Origin of the sequence: Arenibacter sp. P308M17, assembly GCF_003426735.1 — a bacterium.
In the GTDB taxonomy this organism is placed as follows: Bacteria; Bacteroidota; Bacteroidia; order Flavobacteriales; family Flavobacteriaceae; genus Arenibacter.
On the sequence record NZ_QVON01000001.1, the window covers coordinates 804,464 to 827,444 of the forward strand.

13 protein-coding genes are annotated in these 22,981 nt (G+C 40.4%); 9 read left to right on the forward strand and 4 right to left on the reverse strand.

The window, feature by feature from the left end; all coding sequences use genetic code 11:
• Positions 1-126 precede the first annotated feature (126 nt).
• Positions 127-1,263 carry a site-specific integrase gene (locus tag D0S24_RS03270; protein WP_251795702.1) on the reverse strand — a complete coding sequence of 379 codons (1,137 nt, stop codon included), beginning with the start codon at positions 1,261-1,263 and terminating at the stop codon, positions 127-129.
• A gap of 1,315 nt (positions 1,264-2,578) precedes the next feature.
• Here D0S24_RS03270 and D0S24_RS03275 point away from each other — a divergent pair.
• From D0S24_RS03275 to D0S24_RS03315, 9 genes are all read left to right on the forward strand, one after another.
• Positions 2,579-5,323: a substrate-binding domain-containing protein gene (locus D0S24_RS03275; RefSeq protein WP_117018396.1), complete on the forward strand. Its 2,745-nt coding sequence runs from the start codon at positions 2,579-2,581 to the stop codon at positions 5,321-5,323.
• Between the two features lie 428 nt (positions 5,324-5,751).
• Positions 5,752-7,113 carry a sugar porter family MFS transporter gene (locus D0S24_RS03280; RefSeq protein WP_117018397.1) on the forward strand — a complete coding sequence of 454 codons (1,362 nt, stop codon included), beginning with the start codon at positions 5,752-5,754 and terminating at the stop codon, positions 7,111-7,113.
• Between the two features lie 29 nt (positions 7,114-7,142).
• Positions 7,143-8,768 carry a glycoside hydrolase family 32 protein gene (locus D0S24_RS03285; RefSeq protein WP_117018398.1) on the forward strand — a complete coding sequence of 542 codons (1,626 nt, stop codon included), beginning with the start codon at positions 7,143-7,145 and terminating at the stop codon, positions 8,766-8,768.
• 13 nt (positions 8,769-8,781) lie between these two features.
• Positions 8,782-11,934, forward strand: a complete 3,153-nt coding sequence (locus tag D0S24_RS03290) for a TonB-dependent receptor (RefSeq protein ID WP_117018399.1) — start codon at positions 8,782-8,784, stop codon at positions 11,932-11,934.
• A gap of 11 nt (positions 11,935-11,945) precedes the next feature.
• Positions 11,946-13,688, forward strand: a complete 1,743-nt coding sequence (locus tag D0S24_RS03295; RefSeq protein WP_117018592.1) for a RagB/SusD family nutrient uptake outer membrane protein — start codon at positions 11,946-11,948, stop codon at positions 13,686-13,688.
• Between the two features lie 71 nt (positions 13,689-13,759).
• Positions 13,760-14,647 (forward strand): carbohydrate kinase family protein, encoded by an 888-nt coding sequence (locus tag D0S24_RS03300; protein ID WP_117018400.1) that lies wholly within the window; start codon positions 13,760-13,762, stop codon positions 14,645-14,647.
• Between the two features lie 1,064 nt (positions 14,648-15,711).
• A complete protein-coding gene (locus D0S24_RS03305; RefSeq protein WP_117018401.1) occupies positions 15,712-16,014 on the forward strand; it encodes a hypothetical protein in 303 nt (100 codons plus the stop codon).
• Between the two features lie 409 nt (positions 16,015-16,423).
• Positions 16,424-19,267 (forward strand): DUF1549 domain-containing protein, encoded by a 2,844-nt coding sequence (locus tag D0S24_RS03310; protein WP_117018402.1) that lies wholly within the window; start codon positions 16,424-16,426, stop codon positions 19,265-19,267.
• 6 nt (positions 19,268-19,273) lie between these two features.
• Positions 19,274-20,725 (forward strand): DUF1501 domain-containing protein, encoded by a 1,452-nt coding sequence (locus D0S24_RS03315; protein ID WP_117018403.1) that lies wholly within the window; start codon positions 19,274-19,276, stop codon positions 20,723-20,725.
• Between the two features lie 142 nt (positions 20,726-20,867).
• Here D0S24_RS03315 and D0S24_RS21300 read toward each other — a convergent pair whose 3' ends face one another.
• From D0S24_RS21300 to D0S24_RS03330, 3 genes are all read right to left on the reverse strand, one after another.
• Positions 20,868-20,993, reverse strand: coding sequence for a hypothetical protein (locus D0S24_RS21300; RefSeq protein ID WP_258922814.1), 126 nt, complete (start codon positions 20,991-20,993; stop codon positions 20,868-20,870).
• 152 nt (positions 20,994-21,145) lie between these two features.
• The gene (locus tag D0S24_RS03320; protein WP_117018404.1) at positions 21,146-22,462 is read right to left on the reverse strand and encodes a sugar porter family MFS transporter; all 1,317 of its coding nucleotides are present in this window, start codon (positions 22,460-22,462) and stop codon (positions 21,146-21,148) included.
• A 208-nt stretch (positions 22,463-22,670) separates the two neighbouring features.
• Positions 22,671-22,955: a hypothetical protein gene (locus D0S24_RS03330; protein WP_147321422.1), complete on the reverse strand. Its 285-nt coding sequence runs from the start codon at positions 22,953-22,955 to the stop codon at positions 22,671-22,673.
• Positions 22,956-22,981: the final 26 nt, after the last annotated feature.

Below are 22,981 nucleotides of genomic sequence, written 5' to 3' on the forward strand. Positions count from 1 at the left end.
TATCACATCCCACCAATATAGAGCTGTGTCGCTATTTCAGGTAGTTGAATCAAAAATTCACAATATTTTCAAGGGCTCTATCCGTTTCGGTACTTATAAAGCTGGATTGATACATCATTGTTGTTGTTACAGATGAGTGTCTATATAATTTTGTAATAGTTGCACGGGTACTGTATCGCCAGCAATTTGACCAAAACTATGTCTAGCTATGTGCATAGTAAGTTTTTTACTGATTTTTGCGTGAGAAGCAATATTGGTTAATTGCCTGTTAAGGCGTTTATTGGCCGTCTTAATTTTGATATAAATGTCTTCGGGGTTCTTAGGGTCTGAAACTTTAAGCTCAGGAAAAACAAAGTCATCTGCACCATCTTTATATTTTAGGTAAGTCTCCAAAATAGGTTGGATCTTTTCCGGAAGCTTTAGGGAAACTATTTTGGAATTTTTACTCATCGTATAATGCAATCGACCGTCGTAGATATCGCTCCATCGTATTTTTAATACGTCTCCTATCCGTATACCTGCTAAATAGAAACTAAATAACCATACGTTTCTTGCATGTTCCTCTTCCGGGCTTAAATTGTCCAAATTTTCAATAGCAAGAATCTCGTCTATGGTCAATCCTATTTTTCTAGATTCTGGAAATTTGATGATGATCTTTCCTATACCGAATGGATAGAACTTTCTATCCACAATTCCATTTCGGATGGCCCTATTGAAAATAAGTCTTATAAATACAAAATGATTAACTACAGTACGTTCGGAAAGTGATTTGTCGATTATTAGATGTGTTTTATAATCTTTCAAAAATTTCTCGTCAATATCTTGAAAGATTAATGCCTTGGATTTTGAATATCTTTTAAGGTGATTGATATATGCCCTTTCTACAGATATTCTGGAGAATTTTTTATTGGCAATAGATTCTTTTAAATGCATATCGGCAATCTCGAAAAATGATTTTCCCTTATCTTTATAAATTATTTCATCTTTAATTTGTAGTGGTGTGATATCACTATTATTGGTCTGCAATTTTAGCAAAATCTTGCTGGTTTCGGCCAACTTTGTAGCAATGAGGTTGTTTAAGTAAACTGCGTTCGGATGTGATTTTCTAACGCATTTTCTGTTCTCGTCCCAATATTTTAGGTCTAAGTAGTGCCCAAGGTAAATATAACTGGATTTGCGATTTTTAGTAACCCTAATAGATAAGGGAAATAACCCTCTTTTATTAGGTTTTTTTCTTAAAGTTATTGTCGCTAATGATGCCATTTTAGAATCTCTATTTTTAAAGATAATAAAATTTCAGGTACAACATAGGTACAACATTTGGCGATATCATTTGATATTAAATGATATTAAATTTTATTACATTCAGTATAATACACTGAAAATGAAATAGTTTGGTTTTTTTTGTTGCAATTTGATTTAATAATTAGCAAACTTAGGATCTAGTGCCGTGAGGTGTGAGAGTTCGAGTCTCTCCGCCTGTACAACAAGAAAAAACCTCCCTAATGCGGAGGTTTTTTTACGCCCGATGTCCAAATTTTTCGGCGGAGAGGCGATTTTTAATTCTGGATCAAGTCCAAAATCTGGGTTTTTGCGGATCAGGAACAATTACTGTGTTTATGCAAATATTCCTATGGAAAAAATAGCTACATAAAAACACTGCTTTTTAGCTTCGTTTTCCGCAAGGGATCCCGGAGCGTATTATGCCGTCCATTAAAGGTAAAAAGGAACTTTAAACGGAGCTATTTTGGCGCGCCAAAAAGGGGTGGATCCAGGCCTATTTTCCCTATTTTCATATGTAGATATTTATTGTCCGCCCGTGCCGTTACGGACGGGTTTTTTAGCGGTCATACCTACCCGACTACATCGTTCAGGCGGGTGTAATTCGCATATCTTCATTTGAGTTTGCCCGCCAGAATGAATTTTTTGGGCTGGCGACCAAATTTTGGTCGTGCTCATTTCATATACGGACTAACTATGGACTAACTATGGACTAACTATGGAGTATCTATGGACTATCTATGGAGTATCTATGGCTTATCCCCGGACAATGACCCGTCCTAAAATAGCTATACAAGTTATTAAATTAACCCTGATATAATTATACAACTCTTTTTCTTAATCCTAAAATGACTGTACAGTCATTTTAGGATTGTTGTAATTTTGATAGTTTTTTCATCGTTTTTTAAGTTTAGCTGTTACTGAATGGGCTTGATTGGGAGTCATGTAATCACAGCTGGCATGTGGTCTTAAATTATTGTAATTGGCATTGCACTTTGAGTTTCATTTTATCATATAATTTGATATTATTTGGATTCAAATGATTGCTTAGTTTGTTAAAATAGGATTCCGAAAGTAAAATTCAGAATTCTCTCAGTACGTTTTATTCCAGATTTTGCTAATCCAAGATTCCTAATGGCAATGTTAGTCACTTATTTTATATTGTATTTGTAATTTAGGGTTGATTAAATGCTAAATTTAAGTATAGCATTCTCTTTAGGTATTTATTTGAAATTAATAGGAGGATGTACATAACTGTTTTCAATTTCATTAAGTTTACATTTTAACCCAACATTTAATGAGGTTCCAAAGCGTTTTTTTTCTATCTGCAGTAGTTTTTATTTTTTTACTTCAATCTTGTGCTAATCGGAAAGATCAAGAGGAAATAAAGATTGGGTTTTCCCAAGCTATGATAGCTGACGAGTGGAGGCAGTCCATGAATAATGCCATGAAGCTGCAAGCTTCCTTATATCCCAATATTACTTTGAGTATTTCCAACGCAAATTATAACGTTCAGGAGCAAATTACGCAGCTAAAGGCATTTATAGCGGATAGTGTAGATATAATTATAGTCTCCCCAATACAATCCAAGCCAATAACTCCTATTGTAGAAGAAGCAATGAAGGCCGGTATCCCGGTTCTGGTAGTGGATCGAAAAACGGATAATCAAAAATATACCGCTTATGTGGGAGCGGATAACATTGAAGTAGGCCGCAATGCGGCGAAGATTATAGTTTCTAATGTACATGATTCACTAAAAGTTGTTGAAATTAGGGGACTGACTGGATCTTCTCCTGCAGAGGAAAGGAGTCTGGGATTCCATCAGATTGTGGACAAATTCCCGAACATAGAATTTATGGGAACCATTGAAGGCGATTGGGAGAAAGAATCCATTACCGACGGTTTTATGGAACTGTTACAGGAAATTGGACCGGTGGATTATGTTTTTGTCCATAATGACAGAATGGCCCTAGGTGCATGGGAGGTGGCAAGAAATTTGGGCATGGAGGATAAAATTAAAATCATAGGTGTCGATGGTCTAAATGGGCCTAATGGGGGCATCCAATTAGTGAAGGAGGGAGTGTTGAACGCTACCATATTATATCCTACCGGAGGCGATGAGGCCATAAAGACGGCCTTGAAAATCTTGAATAATGAAGTGGTACCCATAAATAATATCCTTAGTACTACGATAATCGACAGGTTTAATGCGGAAATTATGCAAAACCAGTTGAATAAAATAAATGAGCAGCAGACCCTCCTGGAGTCACAGGTTACTGCCGTAAATAAGCAAAAGGAGCTCTACTATTCCCAAAATAATATTTTAAAGATTATACTGGTATTTTCTTTTACAATTCTAGGTTTGGCCATTTATAGTATATATTCCAAAGTTGCGATTGCCAAGAAAAATAGGCAATTGGAGATCACCAATAGAAAAATTACGGTCCAAAGAAATCAAATCGAGAAAATAGCCAAGGAGGTAAAAGAAAGTAATGAAGCCAAGCTAAACTTTTTTACAGGGCTGTCCCATGAGTTTAAGACCCCTATCACATTAATTATGAGTTCCATAGAATCTTTAAGGGACTGGCATAAGCAAAAAGGCTTTAAAACCGGGTTTGAAGTAGAGCTGATTCAAAATAATTCCAATCGCTTGCTGAGGTTGATAAATAATTTATTGGATTTTAGAAAGGTGGAGGACCAAAAATTCAATGTTAGGGCTTCAAGAACAAATATTTTTAAGTTTTCCAGTAATATATTCAACGAGTTTAAAGTGGAGGCCAAAAAGAGAGGGATAAAATTCAATATTATTTCCAATAATGAAGATTTGGAGTTGTTTATAGACCGAAATTTAATGGATAAGGTCTACTTCAACCTTCTGTCCAATGCCTTTAAATTTACACCGGATAATGGAAGGATCAATATTGAAATTCATGACAATAAGGAAGGGAGTATAGTTACCATCCATTTTAAGGATAATGGAATAGGTATTCCTGAAAATGAACTGCAGTTTGTGTTTACACCTTTTTTTAAGGGTTCCAATAATAGGAAAAATAGCTCAGGAGTTGGGCTTCACCTGAGCAAGCAATTTGTAGAATTGCATCTTGGTAAAATTGAAGTTAAATCCTATCAGGGAACAGAATTTATTATTACGCTATTTAAAGGGGATACTCATTTTAATGAGGATCAAATTGTGGTAGATCCCGAATTAGTGGATACGACCCTGATCAATTTTTCGGAGTATATTACTTTAAATGATGGCTTAAGCGGAATGGAGAATCAAAATGGTGAGGAACAATATTCTATTCTGTTGATTGAGGATAATCGGGATTTATCATTCTTTTTGAATAACAAATTGGGCAGTGAATACGATATGCTATTGTCCGATGGCACCGATGGGCCCGAAATGGCATTTGAACATGTTCCCGACGTTATTTTATGCGATGTTAATTTACCTGATAAAAGTGGATTTGAAATTTGCCAAATGCTTAAAAACGATCTTAGAACCTCTCATATACCAGTAATCCTCTTGACTGCTTTAAGCAACAAGGAATCATTCATAAAAGGGCTTGAATGTGGTGCCGATCTATATTTGACAAAGCCCTTCAATTACTCCATCTTAACCCAATCGATAAAGTCGTTGCTCTACAATAGGGAAAAATTGAGGTATTACTATACGAATAACATCCATAAAATAGACCAGTTACATTCTTTTGGTGATCCAGAACAATTGTTTGTACGCCAACTAAATCAAGAGATAAAGGGCAATTTGGACAACACCGATTTTTCCGTGGAGAATCTCGCCGATGCCCTGAACATTTCTAGGGTTCAATTGTATAGGAAGGTTAAAGCCATGTTGGGAATAAGTGTGAGCGATTATATTTCCAATTACAGACTGGAAAAGGCAAAATCTATGCTTGAATCCACTAATTATTCCATTTCTGAAATCGGGTATGCTACCGGTTTTTCTTCTCCAAATTACTTTTCTACAGCTTTTAAAGGGAAATTTGGGATTACTCCAGGGGCCTATAAAAAATCTCTTTAAGGTGTTTTACTTTTTGAATTCAATCTAAAGATTCTCCGACCCTTGGGTCGGGGGTTCCAATCCTCCTGTGCCGGTAGGCAGGATCGGGACTGCTTTTTCGGCAGTTTCGGGTGAGGTAAAATATAAAATTTCGGTTTTTAGCCCCTTCGGTCAAAATGAAACTGGCCAAATACCACTATAGTTTGCCTTGGGGATAGTCAGTTTCAAGAAATTTTTCATTTTGAATGTATCAATTTTGTAGTTGGGGGTAACACAAGTGTAATCGACTTAATGCCATAAGGTTAAATTATTTTTATTAAAATATTGATAATTAGATAGTTGTGATTTTTTTGATCAAATGTTAACTAAATCATAACATATTGTAACATTGTTAAAATTATTCCCAATTTAATTGTAATAATATAGTCTTCATATTTAATAATTGTGATATGAAGAAAATATTGATATGGTCAATAACTGCGGCTCTGGCCGGATTCCTATTCGGATTCGATACTGTAGTGATTTCTGGTGCTGACAAGAAATTACAGGTGTTATGGGGTTCCTCAGATGTATTTCACGGAACTGTGGTTATGGCAATGGCTCTATGGGGAACTGTAGTGGGGGCATTATTGGGAGGTATACCTACCAATAGGTTGGGTAGAAAAAAGACACTTTTCTGGATAGGTGTTTTTTATACGGTATCCGCCGTGGGTTCTGCATTGGCCAATGACCCTATTACCTTTGCTTTCTTTAGATTTTTGGGCGGATTGGGCGTAGGTGCATCTACAATAGCAGCTCCTGCCTATATATCGGAGATAGCTCCGGCCAAGGATAGGGGTAAATTAGTGGGGCTGTATCAATTTAATATTGTCCTTGGAATCTTGGTGGCCTTCCTTTCAAATTACTTGTTAAGTGGGATAGGTGAAAATGCCTGGCGATGGATGCTAGGAGTGGAGGCTATACCCGCAATTATTTATACCCTATTTGTTTTAAGTGTTCCCCAGAGTCCCAGATGGTTATTGACCAAGCTAAGGAACGATGAAGCAAGAAATGTACTTCAATTGATAAATCCAGGTCAGGATGTTGAAAAATTGATGTTGGAAATAAATCAGGAAAACGAAAATAAGGTACCGGGTGAGAATATTTTTATGAAGAAATACCGCTTCCCATTAATTCTTGTTTTTTGTATTGCTTTTTTTAATCAGGCTTCAGGTATAAACGCCTTTTTATACTATGCCCCAAGAATTTTGGAAGAGGCCGGACTAGGTGAAAGTACTGCCTTGTTAAGCAGTATTGGAATAGGGGTGACCAACCTGCTTTTTACCCTCTTAGGTATTTTTCTTATCGATAGGTTTGGTCGCAAGCAATTGATGTACATAGGTTCCTTTGGATATATCATGTCGCTGACCTTGGTTTCCTGTGCTTTTTTCTTTGATTGGGAGGGTATGTCCGTGGCCATATTCCTGTTTTTGTTCATTGCCGCACATGCCATAGGCCAAGGTACAGTAATCTGGGTATTTATTTCTGAGATTTTTCCCAACCATTTAAGGAGTTCTGGACAATCTTTTGGAAGCTCGGTACATTGGATTTTGGCCGCAGTGATACCTTCTTTGATACCTGTTCTGTTTACCTCTATAGGCGCTGGGACAGTGTTTGCCTTTTTTGCTTTTATGATGTTTTTGCAATTGCTTTTTGTTGCCTTTGCTATGCCGGAAACCAAAGGTATTTCATTGGAGGCATTGTCCAAGTCCCTGATCAGGTCCAAAGGTAACGGGGATAAAACCAAATTGAATATTGAAAAGAATAAATAGGTCTAATTATTAAATCAATTTTTAAGAATATGGAAAATTATAAATTAAGATTATTTGTCGCCTTTTTGGGTCTTTGCGTTGTTTTGTCCTGCAAGGATCAAGGGCAAAAAGAGAATGTGGGAAATACTTCCCCAAGTGAAGTTTCTTTTGATTCGGAAGAAGGATTGTACCGACCTAATTTTCATTTTACCCCTAAGGTGGGCTGGATGAACGATCCCAACGGGATGTTCCATTACAATGGATACTACCATTTGTATTATCAGCATTACCCCGATGGCAATAAATGGGGGCCCATGCACTGGGGCCATGCCATAAGTACGGATATGGTAAGTTGGAAGGAACAGCCTATTGCTTTATATCCGGACGACAAGGGATATATTTTCTCCGGAAGTGCCGTTGTGGATTTGGAAAATACCTCTGGCTTTGGTACAGGGGGGCAGGTGCCTATTATAGCCATATTTACCTATCATAATATGGACATTGAAAAGGCCAAGGGAATTGATGTAGAATCACAGGCCATTGCCTATTCCTTGGATGAGGGGCTTACATGGACCAAATACTCGGGCAACCCTGTTATCCAGAATCCGGGAATAAGGGATTTTAGGGATCCCAAGGTTTCCTGGAACGAAGAACATGAAAAGTGGGTCATGGTCTTGGCGGCTCAGGACAAAGTGATGTTCTATGCGTCTAAAGACCTTAAAAACTGGGAGCTATTATCAGATTTTGGCGGGGATTTTAATAAGGAGATAGGAACCCATGGGGGGGTATGGGAATGTCCGGATCTTTTTCCGATTCCTGTAGAGGGTACCGATGAGACCAAATGGGTACTTTATGTTAGTATAAATCCCGGAGGTCCAAATGGAGGCAGTGCTACCCAATATTTTATTGGTGATTTTGATGGTACCAAATTTGTCATGGATGAGGATTTTGAAACGGTATTGAATAAGGATCATAACTTTTGGATAGATTTTGGGAAGGATAATTATGCCGGGGTTACCTTTTCAAATATCACCTCCAAGAAAGGGGGGAAATTTTATATGGGCTGGATGTCCAATTGGGAATACGCCAATGAAGTCCCTACCGAAACTTGGCGTAGTGCCATGACCGTGGCCAGGGAAGTAAAATTGATTAAAGATTCTAAATCCTATAGATTGGCTTTTGATCCCGTTGGTGAAATGGATACCTATAAAGGGGTAAAGTATAAGAAAGAAAATATTGCAGTGGAAGGGGAATTGGAATTAATAGATTTGGAAAAGGTAAACCTTTCAAAGGCTGTAATCAACTTCAATATAGCCGATATCAAAAAGGATGGCTTCACTTTTAAACTTACCAATAAACAAGGGGACGAATTATCCTTTGGATATGATGCCACCGATAACAAATATTTTATCGACCGCAGTAAATCGGGTAAAGTAGGTTTTTCCGATACATTTTCAAGTAAGCAGAGTATTGCCCCGCGAATTTCAAGTAGTGAAAAGCTTTCCGGAACCATTCTTTTGGACAAGACATCCATAGAATTATTTTTTGATGATGGGGCAACCGTAATGACCGAAATTTTCTTTCCCAATGCACCATTCGAGACACTAAGGATAGAGACTACAGGCCAAAATTTTGTTATTGCAGATATAGAAGTAAATCAACTTAACATTAACTAAATACAACTCAATTATGAAACTGAAACTCTTATTATTGCTAACAACGTTTGTTCCATTGGGGCTATTGGCCCAGGAGCAGATAAAAGGTACCGTAACCTCTCAGGATGATGGCATGCCTTTGCCAGGTGCCTCCGTGGTGGTGGCAGGCACTACCAATGGTACCACAACGGATTTTGATGGTAACTTTGCCTTGGATGAGGTGCCCTCGGATGCTACGCTTTCCGTAAGTTATGTTGGGTTTTTAACCCTATCGCTACCGGTAAATGGGCAAACAACTTTTAATATTGTATTACGGTCAGATGCACAAATGTTGGACGAGGTTGTACTAACGGGCTATACCACCGAAAGAAAGGCCGATTTAACAGGGGCTATCACCGTCGTGGAACTTGGCCCTGTGGAAGGGCAAAGTTTAAGTTCCGGTAATGCCATGCAGGCCTTACAAGGAAGGGTGCCAGGGCTTTTTGTTGAAAAGTCTGGAAACCCTAATGGTACCAATAGCCGAATTCTAATTCGCGGGGTTACCACCTTGGGGAACAACGACCCCTTGTATGTAATAGATGGGGTACCAACAGTTAGGCAAGAGGTTTTTTCAGGGCTTAATCCCAGTACCATTGAATCTGTTCAGGTTTTGAAAGATGCATCCGCTTCTTCTATTTATGGTTCCAGGGCAGGAAATGGCGTTATCATTGTAACCACCAAGAATAGTACTAAAGCAGGTGGGGAAGAGAAATATAGGGTAAGTGTAAATTCCAACATTTCCGTACAGTCCGAAAAAAAGCAGCGTTATGATATGCTGAATTCCCTACAAAGAGGAGAAGCATTATGGAGGGCATCCGTCAACGATGGTGCCGATCCAACCGGAGGTTATGGGGAAATCTATAATTTTGATTGGAATGGGGATTTAAATAATCCGGTACTAAACAGTGTAACCCTACAGCCCTATGTTGGGGGGGATACCAATGTGCCTGCAGGGGATACGGATTGGCAAAATGAAGCTTATGAAACGGGTTATGTGTACAATAATGAAGTTTCTATTTCGGGGGGAACGGACAAAGCTTTTCATCTAATCAATTTGGGGCATCTAAAGAATACGGGGATATTAAAATATACCGGTTACGAACGATTTTCAGGGAAATTGAATTCCAATTTTAAATTGTTCAACGATAAATTGAAGATAGGGGTAAATACGGCTTTTACCACCTCTGATGAAACCTTGGCCTCTACTGACATAGGGAGCGCCCCAACACCTGCATTGGCCATTAGTTTGGTGCCTACAATACCCTTGTTCGATAGCAACGGTAATTATGGAGGGCCTTTGGGAGCAGGATATTCTGATCGTAACAATCCTGTTTTGATGCAATATTTAAATAGATGGGACAACACGGAAAGGACCAATATTTTCGGAAATGTATTTGCCGAATTACAGCTATTGGACAATTTAACTTTTAGGACCAGTATTGGTCTTGATTATAATGATTTTAAACGTAAAGACATTGAACCCACGGTTGCCAATGGGTTTGTAAACAGGAGTAATAATAGGTTGATTTTGGACACCAATAAGTTTACCAGTGTTGTCTTTACCAATACCCTAAATTATAACCTAGAACTGGGAGATCACCGATTTGGCCTATTGGTCGGAGCAGAATCCATTAAAAATGATTTTGATTCGGTCACGGCCATAGCCGATGGCTTTGCAGTGGAAACTGAGTCTTATTTTGTTTTGGATGCGGCTACAGGAGCCAGGACCAATACAGGACGTTCCAGTGGTAGTAGTCTGTTGTCCCAGTTTGGGAAATTAAATTATGCTTTTGCAGATAAGTATTTAGCCTCTGTTACCGTTCGTAGGGATGGTTCCTCGCGATTTGGTGATGAAAATAGGTATGGTGTTTTTCCTGCCGCTACTTTGGGTTGGAGGATTAGCAAGGAAGATTTTTTCAATGATGAAGGTGCGGTGTCGGATTTAAAACTTCGTGCCGGATATGGTGAAGTTGGTAACCAATCCATTGGTGATCTGGCCAGATTTGGTCTTTACGAATCAAGATATGGTCCCAACCAAGATCAATTTGTTCCTGATTTTTTCAATCAGTATTATAACGTTGGTACGGCATATGATTTAGGAGGCAATGATGGCGGAACCTTACCTTCAGGTTTTGTTTCCATTCAAGCGGCAAATCCGGCACTTAAGTGGGAAACTACCAAGGAATTTAACTTTGGTGTAGACTTTGGGCTTTTTAACAATACAGTAATTGGTGCTTTCGACTACTTTACCAGAGAAACTAGTGATATCCTGATTACACCGCCAATAGCCTCTGTAATTGGTGAAGGACAACAGCGTGTCCTTAATGGGGCTACCACAGAAACCAAGGGATGGGAGCTTTCGGTGGCCTATTCCAAAACTTGGGATAGTGGCTTTTCTTTTGGGTTATCTACCAATTTTGGAGCTTTCAAGGACGAGATTACCTTTTTGCCCGAAGAAGTTAGGGCAGGTTTTCCCGGAACGGCGGAGAATTCTATCCTAGGTCATTCACAATTTTCCATATTCGGTTATAAAACGGATGGATTATTCCAAAGTCAGGCCGATATCGATGCCAGTCCCGCACAAGTTGGGGCAAGACCTGGAGGATTGAAGTTTCAAGACCTTAACGGGGATAATGTAATAGATAGCGATGACCGTGACTTTATTGGGAATACCTTGCCAGACCTGGAATATGGAATTAGACTTGATCTTGGGTATAAAAACTTTGACTTCTCTATTTTTGGATCAGGTGTAGCCGGAAGAATTGGTCAGGATCCTTATATTTTCTGGAATAATTTCACCCAAGGCCGTGAGAATGCAGGTCTAGGCGTTCTCAATGCCTGGACTCCATCAAATACCGATACGGATATTCCATCCCTGTCGTTGGCTTTTAACGATCAGAGAACTTCCGATTATTTATATAGGAAGAATTCCTATTTCAAAATAAGAAATTTACAGATAGGCTATTCTTTACCTGGGGAGATGATTAGTAAACTTTGGGGGATGACCGGATTACGGGTCTATTTTCAAGGAGAGAATTTATTTTGGTTTACTCCTAAAGACTATATCGGATCGGATCCGGAGCGTATTAGTGTTGATAACATCCCTGTACCAACAGTGCTATCATTGGGACTTAATTTAAACTTTTAAAAATGAATATCATGAAAAGAAATAAATTATATATAATAGGAGTGCTGGTTTCATTTCTTTTGGTCTCCTGCGACAAGGACTTTTTGGAATATGAACCTGAGGGAGTGCTGTCCAATGAGAATGTAGCAACGACCGATAATGCAGAAGCTTTGGTGGTTGCCGCTTACGCAGGAATAGCTAATGATGAAATGATAGGGCCCTTAACTCACCAGTGGGTATATGGAAGTGTACGTTCGGACGATGCCTATAAAGGTGGGGGAGGCCGAAGTGATGTGGATGTGGTAGACCGCTATGAGCAGTACAACTTGACCATTCCTGATTATGGAGATTGGATGGCGCCACGAACATGGACCAATTATTACAAGGCTATTTCAAGGGCTAATTTTGCGTTGACCGTTATCAATGATATACCCGATGCGGAATATCCAAATAAGACCTTAAGACAGGCCGAACTTAGATTTTTGAGGGCACATTCCCATTTTATGTTGAAGCTCTTGTTCAAAAAAATTCCATATATCAAAGAAGGCTTGTCTCAGGAGGAGACAGCGGCCATTTCCAATGATGTGCCCAATGATGAATTGTGGGATACTATAGCCGAAGATTTTATTTTTGCTTATGACAATTTACCCCAATCACAGGATGAAGTAGGTAGGGCAGACAGAAATGCGGCAGCAGCTTATATGGCGAAACTTAGGTTATATCAGGCTTATGAGCAAAATGACCAGCATCAGGTCACAGCTATTAATCCTGCCCAACTTCAGGAAGTAATAGATTATGCCGATGAGGTTATTGCTGGATTGGAAGCCGATTACGGTAATAACTTTTTGGACGGTTTTGATAATGGGCCAGAATCAATTTGGGCCGCTCAGTTTTCCATAAATGACGGTACCAAGGTGAGTAGGGTAAGTTTTGTTACTGGACTTAATTCTCCTCATGGATCTGCACTTTACGGCTGCTGTGGTTTTCATTTGGCCAGTCAAAATATGGTAAATGCGTTTAGGACCGATGGCACAGGATTGCCCCTGTTGGATACTTTCAACGATGCCGATATTTTTACCACGGTTAATGAGGATGGTACCGTTACCCCAGCCCCGGGATTAACGGTGGATCCCAGATTGGACCATACCGTAGGGATACCTGGACGTCCTTTTAAATATAGAAATACGGTTAATGCTGCCGGGGATATGGTCTACAATTTTAGCTGGGCCAGAGACCCAGGGGTGTATGGCTATTTCGGCAATATGAAGGAGCAGCAAGCTCCGGATTGCTCCTGTTATGTGAAGGAAGGACCATTTGTAGGAACCTCAAAGAATGTTGATTTTATTAGGTACGCGGATGTCTTGTTGTTCAAGGCAGAAGCCTTGATACAATTGGACCGTTGGGATGAAGCTTTGCCTTTGATCAATCAGATAAGAGCCCGTGCCGCTGTAAGTACTCAACGCCAGATCGAGGCTGGTGCAACTGATATCTATAATATTCAACAGTATACGACCTTCCCGGATAAAGACTACGCCTGGAAAGCCTTAAAATTTGAGAGAAGATTGGAATTTGGTATGGAAGGTCCACGCTTCTTTGATTTGGTAAGATGGGGAGAGGCAGCAGAAGTATTGAACGCCTATTTAACGGAGGAAAAAACAAAAAGGGATTTCTTGTCTAGTGCCGTTTTTACTGCAGGAAGGGATGAATATTACCCAATTCCACAACGTGAAATAGATTTTACGGGTGGACTCTACAAGCAAAATCCGGGTTATTAATTTAATATCGAGTTAGTTTTTTAAAGGCACGGAGAATAGTTTCTTCGTGTCTTTTATTTAAGGATTTAATTATGAAAAAATTAAACGCAATATGTTTCGGAGAGGTTTTATTTGACAATTTTCCTACTCATTCGAAGATTGGAGGAGCACCCTTGAACGTTTCTTTGCGATTGCAATCATATGGGGTGGAGGTATCCATAGTAAGTAGCGTAGGTGATGATAGGGAGGGGAAAAAAATAATTAATTATTTAGGCAGTTCTGGTGTCAATACGGATGGAATACAGATTAGTCCCAATTATGGGACTGGACAGGTAAACGTTGTCTTAAATGACAAAGGGGTGGCATCTTATGATATTGCCTACCCGGTTGCTTGGGATAAAATTATGCCAAGAAAATTTTATAAAAGCCAATTAAAGATATCGGACATTTTTATTTACGGTAGTTTGGCCTGTAGGGATAATACATCGCGTACAACCTTAAAGCAACTTTTGGAAGTTGCTCAATACAAGGTTTTCGACGTTAATTTGAGAGCACCACATTATACCAAGGAACTGCTCTTGGATTTAATGCAGCCCTCCAATTTTGTGAAATTTAATGATGATGAATTGTACGAAGTGGCCGAATATCTTGGTTCCAAGTACAATTCTATGGAGCAGACCATTGCATTTGTTGCCGAAAAAACCCAAACGGAAACTATTTGTGTTACCAAAGGCGCCTATGGAGCCGTTTTATATCACCACAAGATTTTTTATTATAATAGTGGCTATAGGATAAAAGTTCTTGATACGGTAGGATCCGGTGATTCTTTTCTAGCCTCTGTAATTTATAAGTTGTTTACTGGTGAAGACCCCCAAGCCGCTATCAATTTTGGTTGTGCTGTCGGTGCGATGGTGGCTAAAAGCGAAGGGGCCAATCCAATATTTACCATGCAGAAGATATCTAGGTTTATGAATCCTTAAAATTTTTATTTCATAGTATATTGCATTTTAGAGCATATCCAACTTTTAAGGGAGAATGGTTTTTTTAGAAATATCCATGCATTTATAAAATTATATATTCAATGGCATAGTTCACAAAAAAACTCCAAGGGAATTATTTTAGGTCAGCCAATAAACTAAAATTTAATTTTTTTGAAGTTCTTAATATTGTATTCAGTGGATTTTAGTTGTCAATAACAACGAAAATTCAAATAAATGGTCAATTATCGCCCACTATTTGACTAAAACCATGTCTTGCCATGGACATGGTAATTTTTTGCCGATTCTATCTTTGGCTCAATAATAAACCTTGTCATTTTGGTCCATAATATAGGAAAACCTACATTTTATCCATGGTTTATCAGCGTTGAACGTTGATATTTTGAAACAAGGGCATTCCGTAGTAGTTTTATTTCACAATGGTGCCCTAATGTGGGTTTGAAATTCTGATCAAAGAAATTGCCCGATCACATTTAAATGACCTTCCGTGTGGAGGCGGCTAGAATGGGAAACAATAAAAATTAGTAAATGAAACACCCAAGAGAACCACATTCACAAGTAGGAGGATGATTATTCTAGGTGTTGCTCCCGATAGTTATTGGGATGACCGAAATTTAAAATAATATAAGCAGATGAAACGAGCATTAATAAATTTTAAAAATTACTTCACAAAAGGCAATGTTTAAAATTCCTGCCTTGCCGGCAGGCAGGTTTAATGTGAGAGCGTAGCGGTTACATACGTTCTCAACCTGCCCGACTAAGTTGTTCAGGCGGGTTTTTTAAATAGATTATTTTCAAATAATTAAAAAAATTTAAGCGTATGAAAAAGAAATTCAATTTTATAGACCTAATGTTGACATTTAGCGGTGCCTTTGCAGTTATTGTATTGTTATTGGTGGTTTCCAAATTTATATAGAGCGCTCGGTACTTAGGTATAAGGCCATAGGAAAGTTTCTTAAAATTAACGGTCCAAGGATACTTTTTTTACGTAAATAAAGTGTTGTCTATTATGGAACAATCTATTGTTTTAATCTAAATTAGAAATAATGTCTAAAACATCCGTCCGTTGGTCGTTGGTATTGGGTCTTGTTATTGTTGCCTTTGGGGTCGGTATTTATTTGCAGGATTTAAAACATCAGGAAAGTACTAAAGCTGCATGGAAGGCCAATCGCTTCAATGTAGCCCGATTTCACAAGATAATGCGCTATGCTGGTGATATGAATGCCCAAAATTGGGCATCTATGAGGGATAGTATTGGCAGTCAGTTGGATAGTTTAATGATATTAAGGTTCAGAAAAGAGGTGGATAGCATTAATAAAACAAAAAATGAATCCCTCGGCCTAAAGTAGTCCTTATCGAGATGTGTTTATGCCATAGGTATATAAGTATTAGGAGCAACCCAAGAGGGTTGCTTTTTTTGTGAACAACAATATTAATCAATAAGATTCTCCGCCCCTGGGTCTGGCTTGCCAGTGCCATTATTAAGGGCCAACTGCTTCTGCATACATGGTTTCCCATCCGCCCGCGCCGGTAAGGACGGGCGGGTTTACCTCTCCTTTGGAGCACCTGCCTTTGCAGGTAAGCAGTTCCGGGTAGGTTAGAATAAAAAATTTCTTGAAATTTTTTATTGGTATTGTATTTTTAAACCGAATAGTTAACTTAGAAGAAAATAAATGTAATGGGCATAAAATTATGTGGACTATTGGGAAACTCCCATTTAAAGAAATGTTGGCATATAAAAAATATTAAATTACTGCTATGGACGTGAATTCGTGGGAATGGATATTTCTGCTGTTGGGACGCTTTCACCCTTTGGTGGTGCATTTTCCCATAGGCTTGTTGGTGGTTGCCCTATTTTTGGAGTTCTTGACCCTTGGCGGAAAAAGGCAGGGCCTTAGGGAGGGTATTCATTGGATGGTCTTTTTGGGGGCCATATTCGCCGTTTTGGCGGCGGTCTTGGGTTGGTTGCTCCATGCCTACGACGATTATGAAGGCGATTTGGTTCAGTTTCACCAGAATGCAGGTATTGCAACCGCTGTTTTGGCCATGGTAACCGGGCTCTTATTGCGAACCACCTTGAAGGGCAAACTTGCCACTTATATGTATTATAGAATCGGGCTGTTCGCAACAGTAACCATTCTGGTTGTTGCCGGCCATTTGGGAGCCAATCTGACCCATGGGGAAGATTACCTGACCAGTGTCCTGCCCCGTAATCAAGATTCATATGACAATGAAAGTACAAAGGTATTATTGACGGAATTAAAGGGCTTGGATTCTTTGTCCGAAGCACAACAGGAAGAATTAAATTTGGGAGTTAGGGCCATTTTGGCACATAACTGCTATCAATGCCATAGTGAAAATAAACAAAAGGGCGATTTGGTACTGGACAATAAACGCGGAGTGTACCAAGGTGGGAAGTCGGGCCCCGTTATAGTTGAGGGCAGGCCGGAGGAAAGTGAGATGTTTCTCAGGATAAGCCTTCCGCCAGATCATGATGATGTAATGCCAAAGAAAGGGAAGGTATTGAAGGATAGCGAAATAAAGTTGATCGAGTTGTGGATCAAAAGTGGTGCAAAATGGTCTGATGGGGCGTTAAAGATTTTTCCCGAGGCCGATTTGGCCCTCTCACAACCTAAATTGCCCAATGATAGCAAGGAGAGCCATCCCGTAGACAAAATAATGGATTCCTATTTTAAGGAAAAAAAGTTAAAATGGCCAGTGGTTGTTGACGATAGGACATTTATAAGGCGTGCCTATCTGGATATTCTTGGCCTCCTGCCCGAGCCACTGAAAATAGATCATTTTGTGGGCAATGGGGATAAGGATAAGCGGACCAAGCTTATAGATGAATTGTTGGGGGATACCCATAATTACACCCAACATTGGTTGAGTTTTTGGAACGATATACTTAGGAACGATTATAGTGGCCCCGGATTTATAACCGGAGGACGTAAACAGATTACGGATTGGTTGTACAAGTCACTTTTGGAAAATAAGCCTTATGATGCAATGGTAAAGGAATTGATAAATCCGACCGAGGAATCGGAAGGATTTATTAAAGGGATTGAATGGAGGGGCCTGGTCAATGCCAGTCAGCGTACGGAAATGCAGGCCGCCCAAAATATTGGTCAGTCATTATTGGGGGTAAACGTAAAATGCGCCTCCTGCCATAACAGTTTTGTAAGTAACCTTACTTTGGAACAATCCTATGGGTTTGCCTCCATTTTTGCAGATTCCGTAATGGAACTGAATCGGTGTGATATGCCCATTGGGAAAATGGCCGAGGTTAATTTTTTATATCCGGAACTGGGCTCGGTAGAGGCGGAGAGTGTAGAGGAAAGATTGCTCCTGCTTTCGGAGGTAATGGTAAAACCAGAAAACGGCAGACTGTACAGAACCATTACCAATAGGTTTTGGAAGCGATTAATGGGAAGGGGGATAGTGGAACCTGCAGACGAAATGGATAATAAACCTTGGAATGCCGATCTGTTGGATTGGTTGGCCGCCGATTTTGTGAATTCCGGTTTGGATATAAAACAGCTCATGAAAACGATCATGACATCAAAATCCTACCAATTGGAAACTACCCGATTGGAAAATCAGGAAGAGCTGCAAAAAGGATATGTATTTAACGGCCCCATACTTAGACGATTAAGTGCAGAGCAGTTTTCAGATGCCGTTAGCCAAGTAGTGGCCCCCATGTATTATGCGGCAGCTTATGACCCCAACAATGAAGGGCTGCCTTCCAATAGGATCTGGCACAGGGAAATCAAGTTTGACCGAGACGTATTACCAGAACCGGGAAAACGGTATTTTAGGAAGAGTTTTAATTTGGATGATAAAAAGATTCGGGCAGCAAAAGTATTGATTTCAGTAGATCATTCCTATGCCCTATATCTCAATGGCAAAAAAATTTCCGAAGGTTCGGATTGGAGAAAAGTAGATCGCTTGGAGGTGGCCGACAAGCTTGCTCAGGGCAAGAACCTATTGGCTATAGAGGGCCAAAATGAAGGTGCCATCGCCAATCCCGCAGGAATCCTTTTCGCCATGAAAATCCAATATGAGGATGGGACGGAATTGTTGGTCACTTCCAATGATACTTGGAAAAGTACGGATATACTGCCAGAGAAGGGATGGGTAACCGTTAATTTTGATGATGGCAGTTGGCAGGAAGTGCGTAATTATGGTGCTGGCAACTGGGATAAATTGGTAAATTTTACCTTTGAAGGTACGGAAAGGGAATTTGCCAGGGCCAGCCTTGTAAAGCAACATCCATTTATGAAGGTTATGGGCAGGCCCACTAGGGAAAATGTGGCTACCACAAGAGACGAACAGGCTACCTTGTTGCAGGCGTTGGAGCTTACCAATGGGGAGTATTTCAATAACGTGCTTAAAGAAGGGGCAGCCGAATGGCTTAAAAAATATGGGGATAGCAATGAGGATATAGTACTCAATTTATATCAAAAGACCTTGGGTAGAAATCCGACCGAAAAGGAAAGGGGGATAATGCTCGGCGTCTTGCAAACGGATGCGAAGGAAGAAGCATTGCAGGATCTTTTTTGGTCCATGTTCATTTCTCCCGAATTTCAATTTATATACTAAGCAATAATGGATAAGGATTTACATAGCAATGCACGTAGGGATTTTGTAAAAAAGATGGCAGCGGCTAGCCTGTCAGCAGCTTCTACCAGTATTCCCCTTGCCAGTTTTTTAAGTTCCTGTACTTCGGATCCCGCTATAACATCCAAAGCGGATACGGTAATATTGCTATGGATGGCCGGTGGTATGGCCCATACGGAAACATTTGACCCCAAGGCATATGTACCTTATTCCAAGGGAGTGGAGAGCAAAAGGGTATTGAGTACCTTTCCCAAGGTGCCCACCATTGTGGACGGACTCCATTTTTCGCAAGGATTGGAATCCATTGGAAATGTTATGGATAAAGGAGCTATAATCCGTTCCTATAAATCGGCCGATCTAGGCCATATCCTCCATACCCGGCACCAATACCATTGGCACACCTGCTATGAGCCACCTCAATCGGTCCAGGCGCCGCACCTAGGGGCGTGGATTGCCAAGGAGCTGGGTCCCGTCAATCCCGTTATTCCCCCTTTTATTGCCATGGGGCAACGTTTTACTGTGGGGGAGGCCGAGGAGCTCAAAGCGTTTCATTCCGCTGGTTTTCTGGGGAGTGAGTATGGCCCGTTCCTAATTCCGGACCCCTCTTCGGGTTTGGATAGTGTAAGACCGCCACAGGGAATGTCACTGAAAAGATTTGAAGCCCGCTATAAACTTTATAAGGAATTGGCCAACAAGAGCAAGGTCATGGAAGGGGGAAGTGATTATCAAAGGGAATCCTTGATGCGCTCCATGGAGCAATCCTATCGTTTGTTAAATTCACCAGAGGCCAAGGTGTTCGATTTGAGCCAAGAGCCCAAGGAGGTGTACGATACCTACAATACGGGGAGGTTTGGTCTGGGATGCCTATTGGCAAAAAGATTGGCCATGAACGGGGGAAGGTTTATAAGTGTTTCTACGGAATATGAACCTTTTCTTGGCTGGGATACCCATGAAAATGGCCATACCCGTGCGGCAAAAATGAAAGAACTAATTGATAGGCCCATTGCCCAACTAATCAAGGATCTGGATGAATCCGGGCATTTGGATAGAACGCTGATTATCTTGGCCAGTGAATTTAGTAGGGATGCCATAATGGAAGGTCGCCCCGGAGAACCTGTTCAGGACCAAGTGGATCAACCGGATATTATTGAGGACGAAAAGTTTTATGGCATGCATAGACATTTTACGGATGGTAGCTCTATTCTTATGTGGGGAGGAGGAATTAAAAAAGGTTTGGTCTACGGAAAGACAGCGGATGAACGGCCTTGTTCTTCCATTGAAAACCCGGTAGTGATAGATCAGGTACATCAATCCATATACCATGCCTTGGGAATACATCCGGAAACGAATTATACCATAGAAGGGAGGCCCTTTTATACTACGCCCGATGGACAAGGGAAACCTATATTGGATCTATTTGGTGAAAAAATAGTGTCCTAAGCTAGGTGCCGGTTAAAGTGTGTTGTTGTGAATCGGTTAAAATGATTCATGCCGCAATCAAAAGAAAATAGGTGCCAGTAGTTTTGGAGAAAAGAATTCGACCCTAAATGGTAAAGGTCCTAGTAACATGTATCGGATTCTATTAAAAGAAACCAAAAGCGGCCAAAATCAAGCATACTACCACAGCCAATAGGATAGCTACCAATACTACGACCATAAGGCTAAGGAATCCATTGAGCACCCTTGTGCCAAAAGTAACTTCTTCCATGATATTCAAATTTTAAAACAATGTAATAAATTATCCCCAAATTATCATGTGTTTTGGAGTCAAATCCGTTATGTGACCATCATTTGGTATACTATTCCGTTGTATTGTTAAAATTTTCGATAAAATACTGAAAATCAATATGTGGTATTTTCTTACTTGCTCAGTTTTTTGCTCAGTTCCTCCAAAGTAATCCCTTTGGTCTCCGGCATTATAAAAATTACAAAGAGCAATTGCAGCACCATCATAAAGGCGAAGAAACCAAATACAGGACCTGGACCTACCCAGGCAAAAAGGGCAGGGATGGAGGAAGGAATAAGCCAAGCCAATACCCAATGTACGGAACTGCCAAAGGACTGACCGGATCCTCTGAGATGATTTGGAAATACCTCGGATATAAATACCCAAATAACGGCCCCTTGGCCAATGGCATGGGAAGCTATAAACAAGAAGAGAAAAATGGGGACTGCCATTCCTTCCCAGTTTAGAATAAATGCCGCTGCTACGAGCGACAAGGAAATGATATAGCCAAAGGAGCCAATATACATTAGCTGTTTACGCCCAAGCCGGTCAATAAGAAATATACCCAAAAAGGTAAAGATAAGGTTGGTGATACCGATCCCTATACTACTGAGCAGGGCAGTACTTTCACCCAATCCGGCCGCTTCAAATATCCGTGGGGCATAGTATAAAAAAGCGTTTATTCCTGAAAATTGATTGAAAAAGGCAATTAAAAAGGCCAAGGTTAACGGAAAGCGATATTTTTTCATAAAAATATTCTCCGAAGCCTGTCCAACTGCTTCCCCGTAGGCCATCTCGGTTTCCAATTCTTTCACGGAAAGGGTTGGATTTATGGAGTTGAGTATTTTTTTTGCTTCCTCGGTCCTGTTCTTGGTCAATAGCCATCTTGGACTTTTTGGAACCGTTAGGACAAACAAGGTATAAATTATTGCGGGGAAGGCCTCCACCCCAACCATCCATCGCCAATCATTTTCACCAACATTGCTCAGTGCGTAATTGGACATGAAGGCTATAAGGATGCCAAAAACCAACATAAATTGGTAAAGTCCAACCAATCTCCCCCTATCTTTTGCAGGGGCAATCTCGGAAATATAGGAAGGGGCCGCTACCGTGGAGGCACCTACTCCCAGGCCGCCTATAAATCTGAATATTCCGAAGGTAACGGGGTCATTGGCAAAGGCAGATCCTATGGCCGAGACGGAATAGAGTACCCCTATCCAAATTAGGGTGTTTTTTCTACCGATCTTGTTGGTGGGTATACCTCCCAATATAGCACCAATAACGGTCCCGAACAAAGCCATTCCTATTACTACCGTTCCATGAAAGGCTTCGGAGGAGTTCCATAAAAGTTGTAGTTTTTTCTCGGCACCGGAAATAACTACAGTGTCGAAGCCAAATAAAAAACCCGCTAAGGCGGCAATAAGTGAAATGCGAAGTATTTTGGAATTCATAATTTGGTTTGTTGATTTTTGTAAAGCTAACAAAAAAAGTAAACCAAATGTACGGTATATGCAATCTAAAGATGCTCCGACCCTTGGGTAAGGCCTGCCTGTCCGTCAAACAGGGTTTCCGATCCGCCCGTGCCGGTACGGACGGGTCCGCCCGAACGGCACGGGGGGGTTTACCCCTCCACGGGAGAGATAAGGACGGCTGGAGCAATTAAATATCTCCCGAAGGTTTTAGGGACAGGAAATTTTCCGATGCCAAGGCCAATTTGGGAGTGAGCGTATCCCTTGATCTGGACTTTTGCCCATTTTTGGATTTGCTTGGGGTGCTATTGTTCTTCAAAGGAGCTATTTTTACCGGTTCCGCCTTCTCCATATCTTCTTTTTGACTATTTGGAACGGTACCTTCAGATGGTGTGGTGCCCTGTTGTTCTCCCATAGGCTCTCTGCATGAGAGGCAGAAAAGGAGAAAAGTGGTCAGGGAAACCAGGTGTAACATTCGGGAATTTTGCATAATCGTAACAT

What these genes read in the sequence shown, in the direction of transcription:
- D0S24_RS03300 (WP_117018400.1), top strand. Translation starts at nt 13,760, where the DNA reads ATGAAAAAATTAAACGCAATATGTTTCGGAGAGGTTTTATTTGACAAT.
- D0S24_RS03320 (WP_117018404.1), bottom strand. Translation starts at nt 22,462, where the DNA reads ATGAATTCCAAAATACTTCGCATTTCACTTATTGCCGCCTTAGCGGGT.
- D0S24_RS03330 (WP_147321422.1), bottom strand. Translation starts at nt 22,955, where the DNA reads ATGTTACACCTGGTTTCCCTGACCACTTTTCTCCTTTTCTGCCTCTCA.
- D0S24_RS03315 (WP_117018403.1), top strand. Translation starts at nt 19,274, where the DNA reads ATGGATAAGGATTTACATAGCAATGCACGTAGGGATTTTGTAAAAAAG.
- D0S24_RS03295 (WP_117018592.1), top strand. Translation starts at nt 11,946, where the DNA reads ATGAAAAGAAATAAATTATATATAATAGGAGTGCTGGTTTCATTTCTT.
- D0S24_RS03305 (WP_117018401.1), top strand. Translation starts at nt 15,712, where the DNA reads ATGTCTAAAACATCCGTCCGTTGGTCGTTGGTATTGGGTCTTGTTATT.
- D0S24_RS03280 (WP_117018397.1), top strand. Translation starts at nt 5,752, where the DNA reads ATGAAGAAAATATTGATATGGTCAATAACTGCGGCTCTGGCCGGATTC.
- D0S24_RS21300 (WP_258922814.1), bottom strand. Translation starts at nt 20,993, where the DNA reads ATGGAAGAAGTTACTTTTGGCACAAGGGTGCTCAATGGATTCCTTAGC.
- D0S24_RS03290 (WP_117018399.1), top strand. Translation starts at nt 8,782, where the DNA reads ATGAAACTGAAACTCTTATTATTGCTAACAACGTTTGTTCCATTGGGG.
- D0S24_RS03310 (WP_117018402.1), top strand. Translation starts at nt 16,424, where the DNA reads ATGGACGTGAATTCGTGGGAATGGATATTTCTGCTGTTGGGACGCTTT.
- D0S24_RS03285 (WP_117018398.1), top strand. Translation starts at nt 7,143, where the DNA reads ATGGAAAATTATAAATTAAGATTATTTGTCGCCTTTTTGGGTCTTTGC.
- D0S24_RS03270 (WP_251795702.1), bottom strand. Translation starts at nt 1,263, where the DNA reads ATGGCATCATTAGCGACAATAACTTTAAGAAAAAAACCTAATAAAAGA.
- D0S24_RS03275 (WP_117018396.1), top strand. Translation starts at nt 2,579, where the DNA reads ATGAGGTTCCAAAGCGTTTTTTTTCTATCTGCAGTAGTTTTTATTTTT.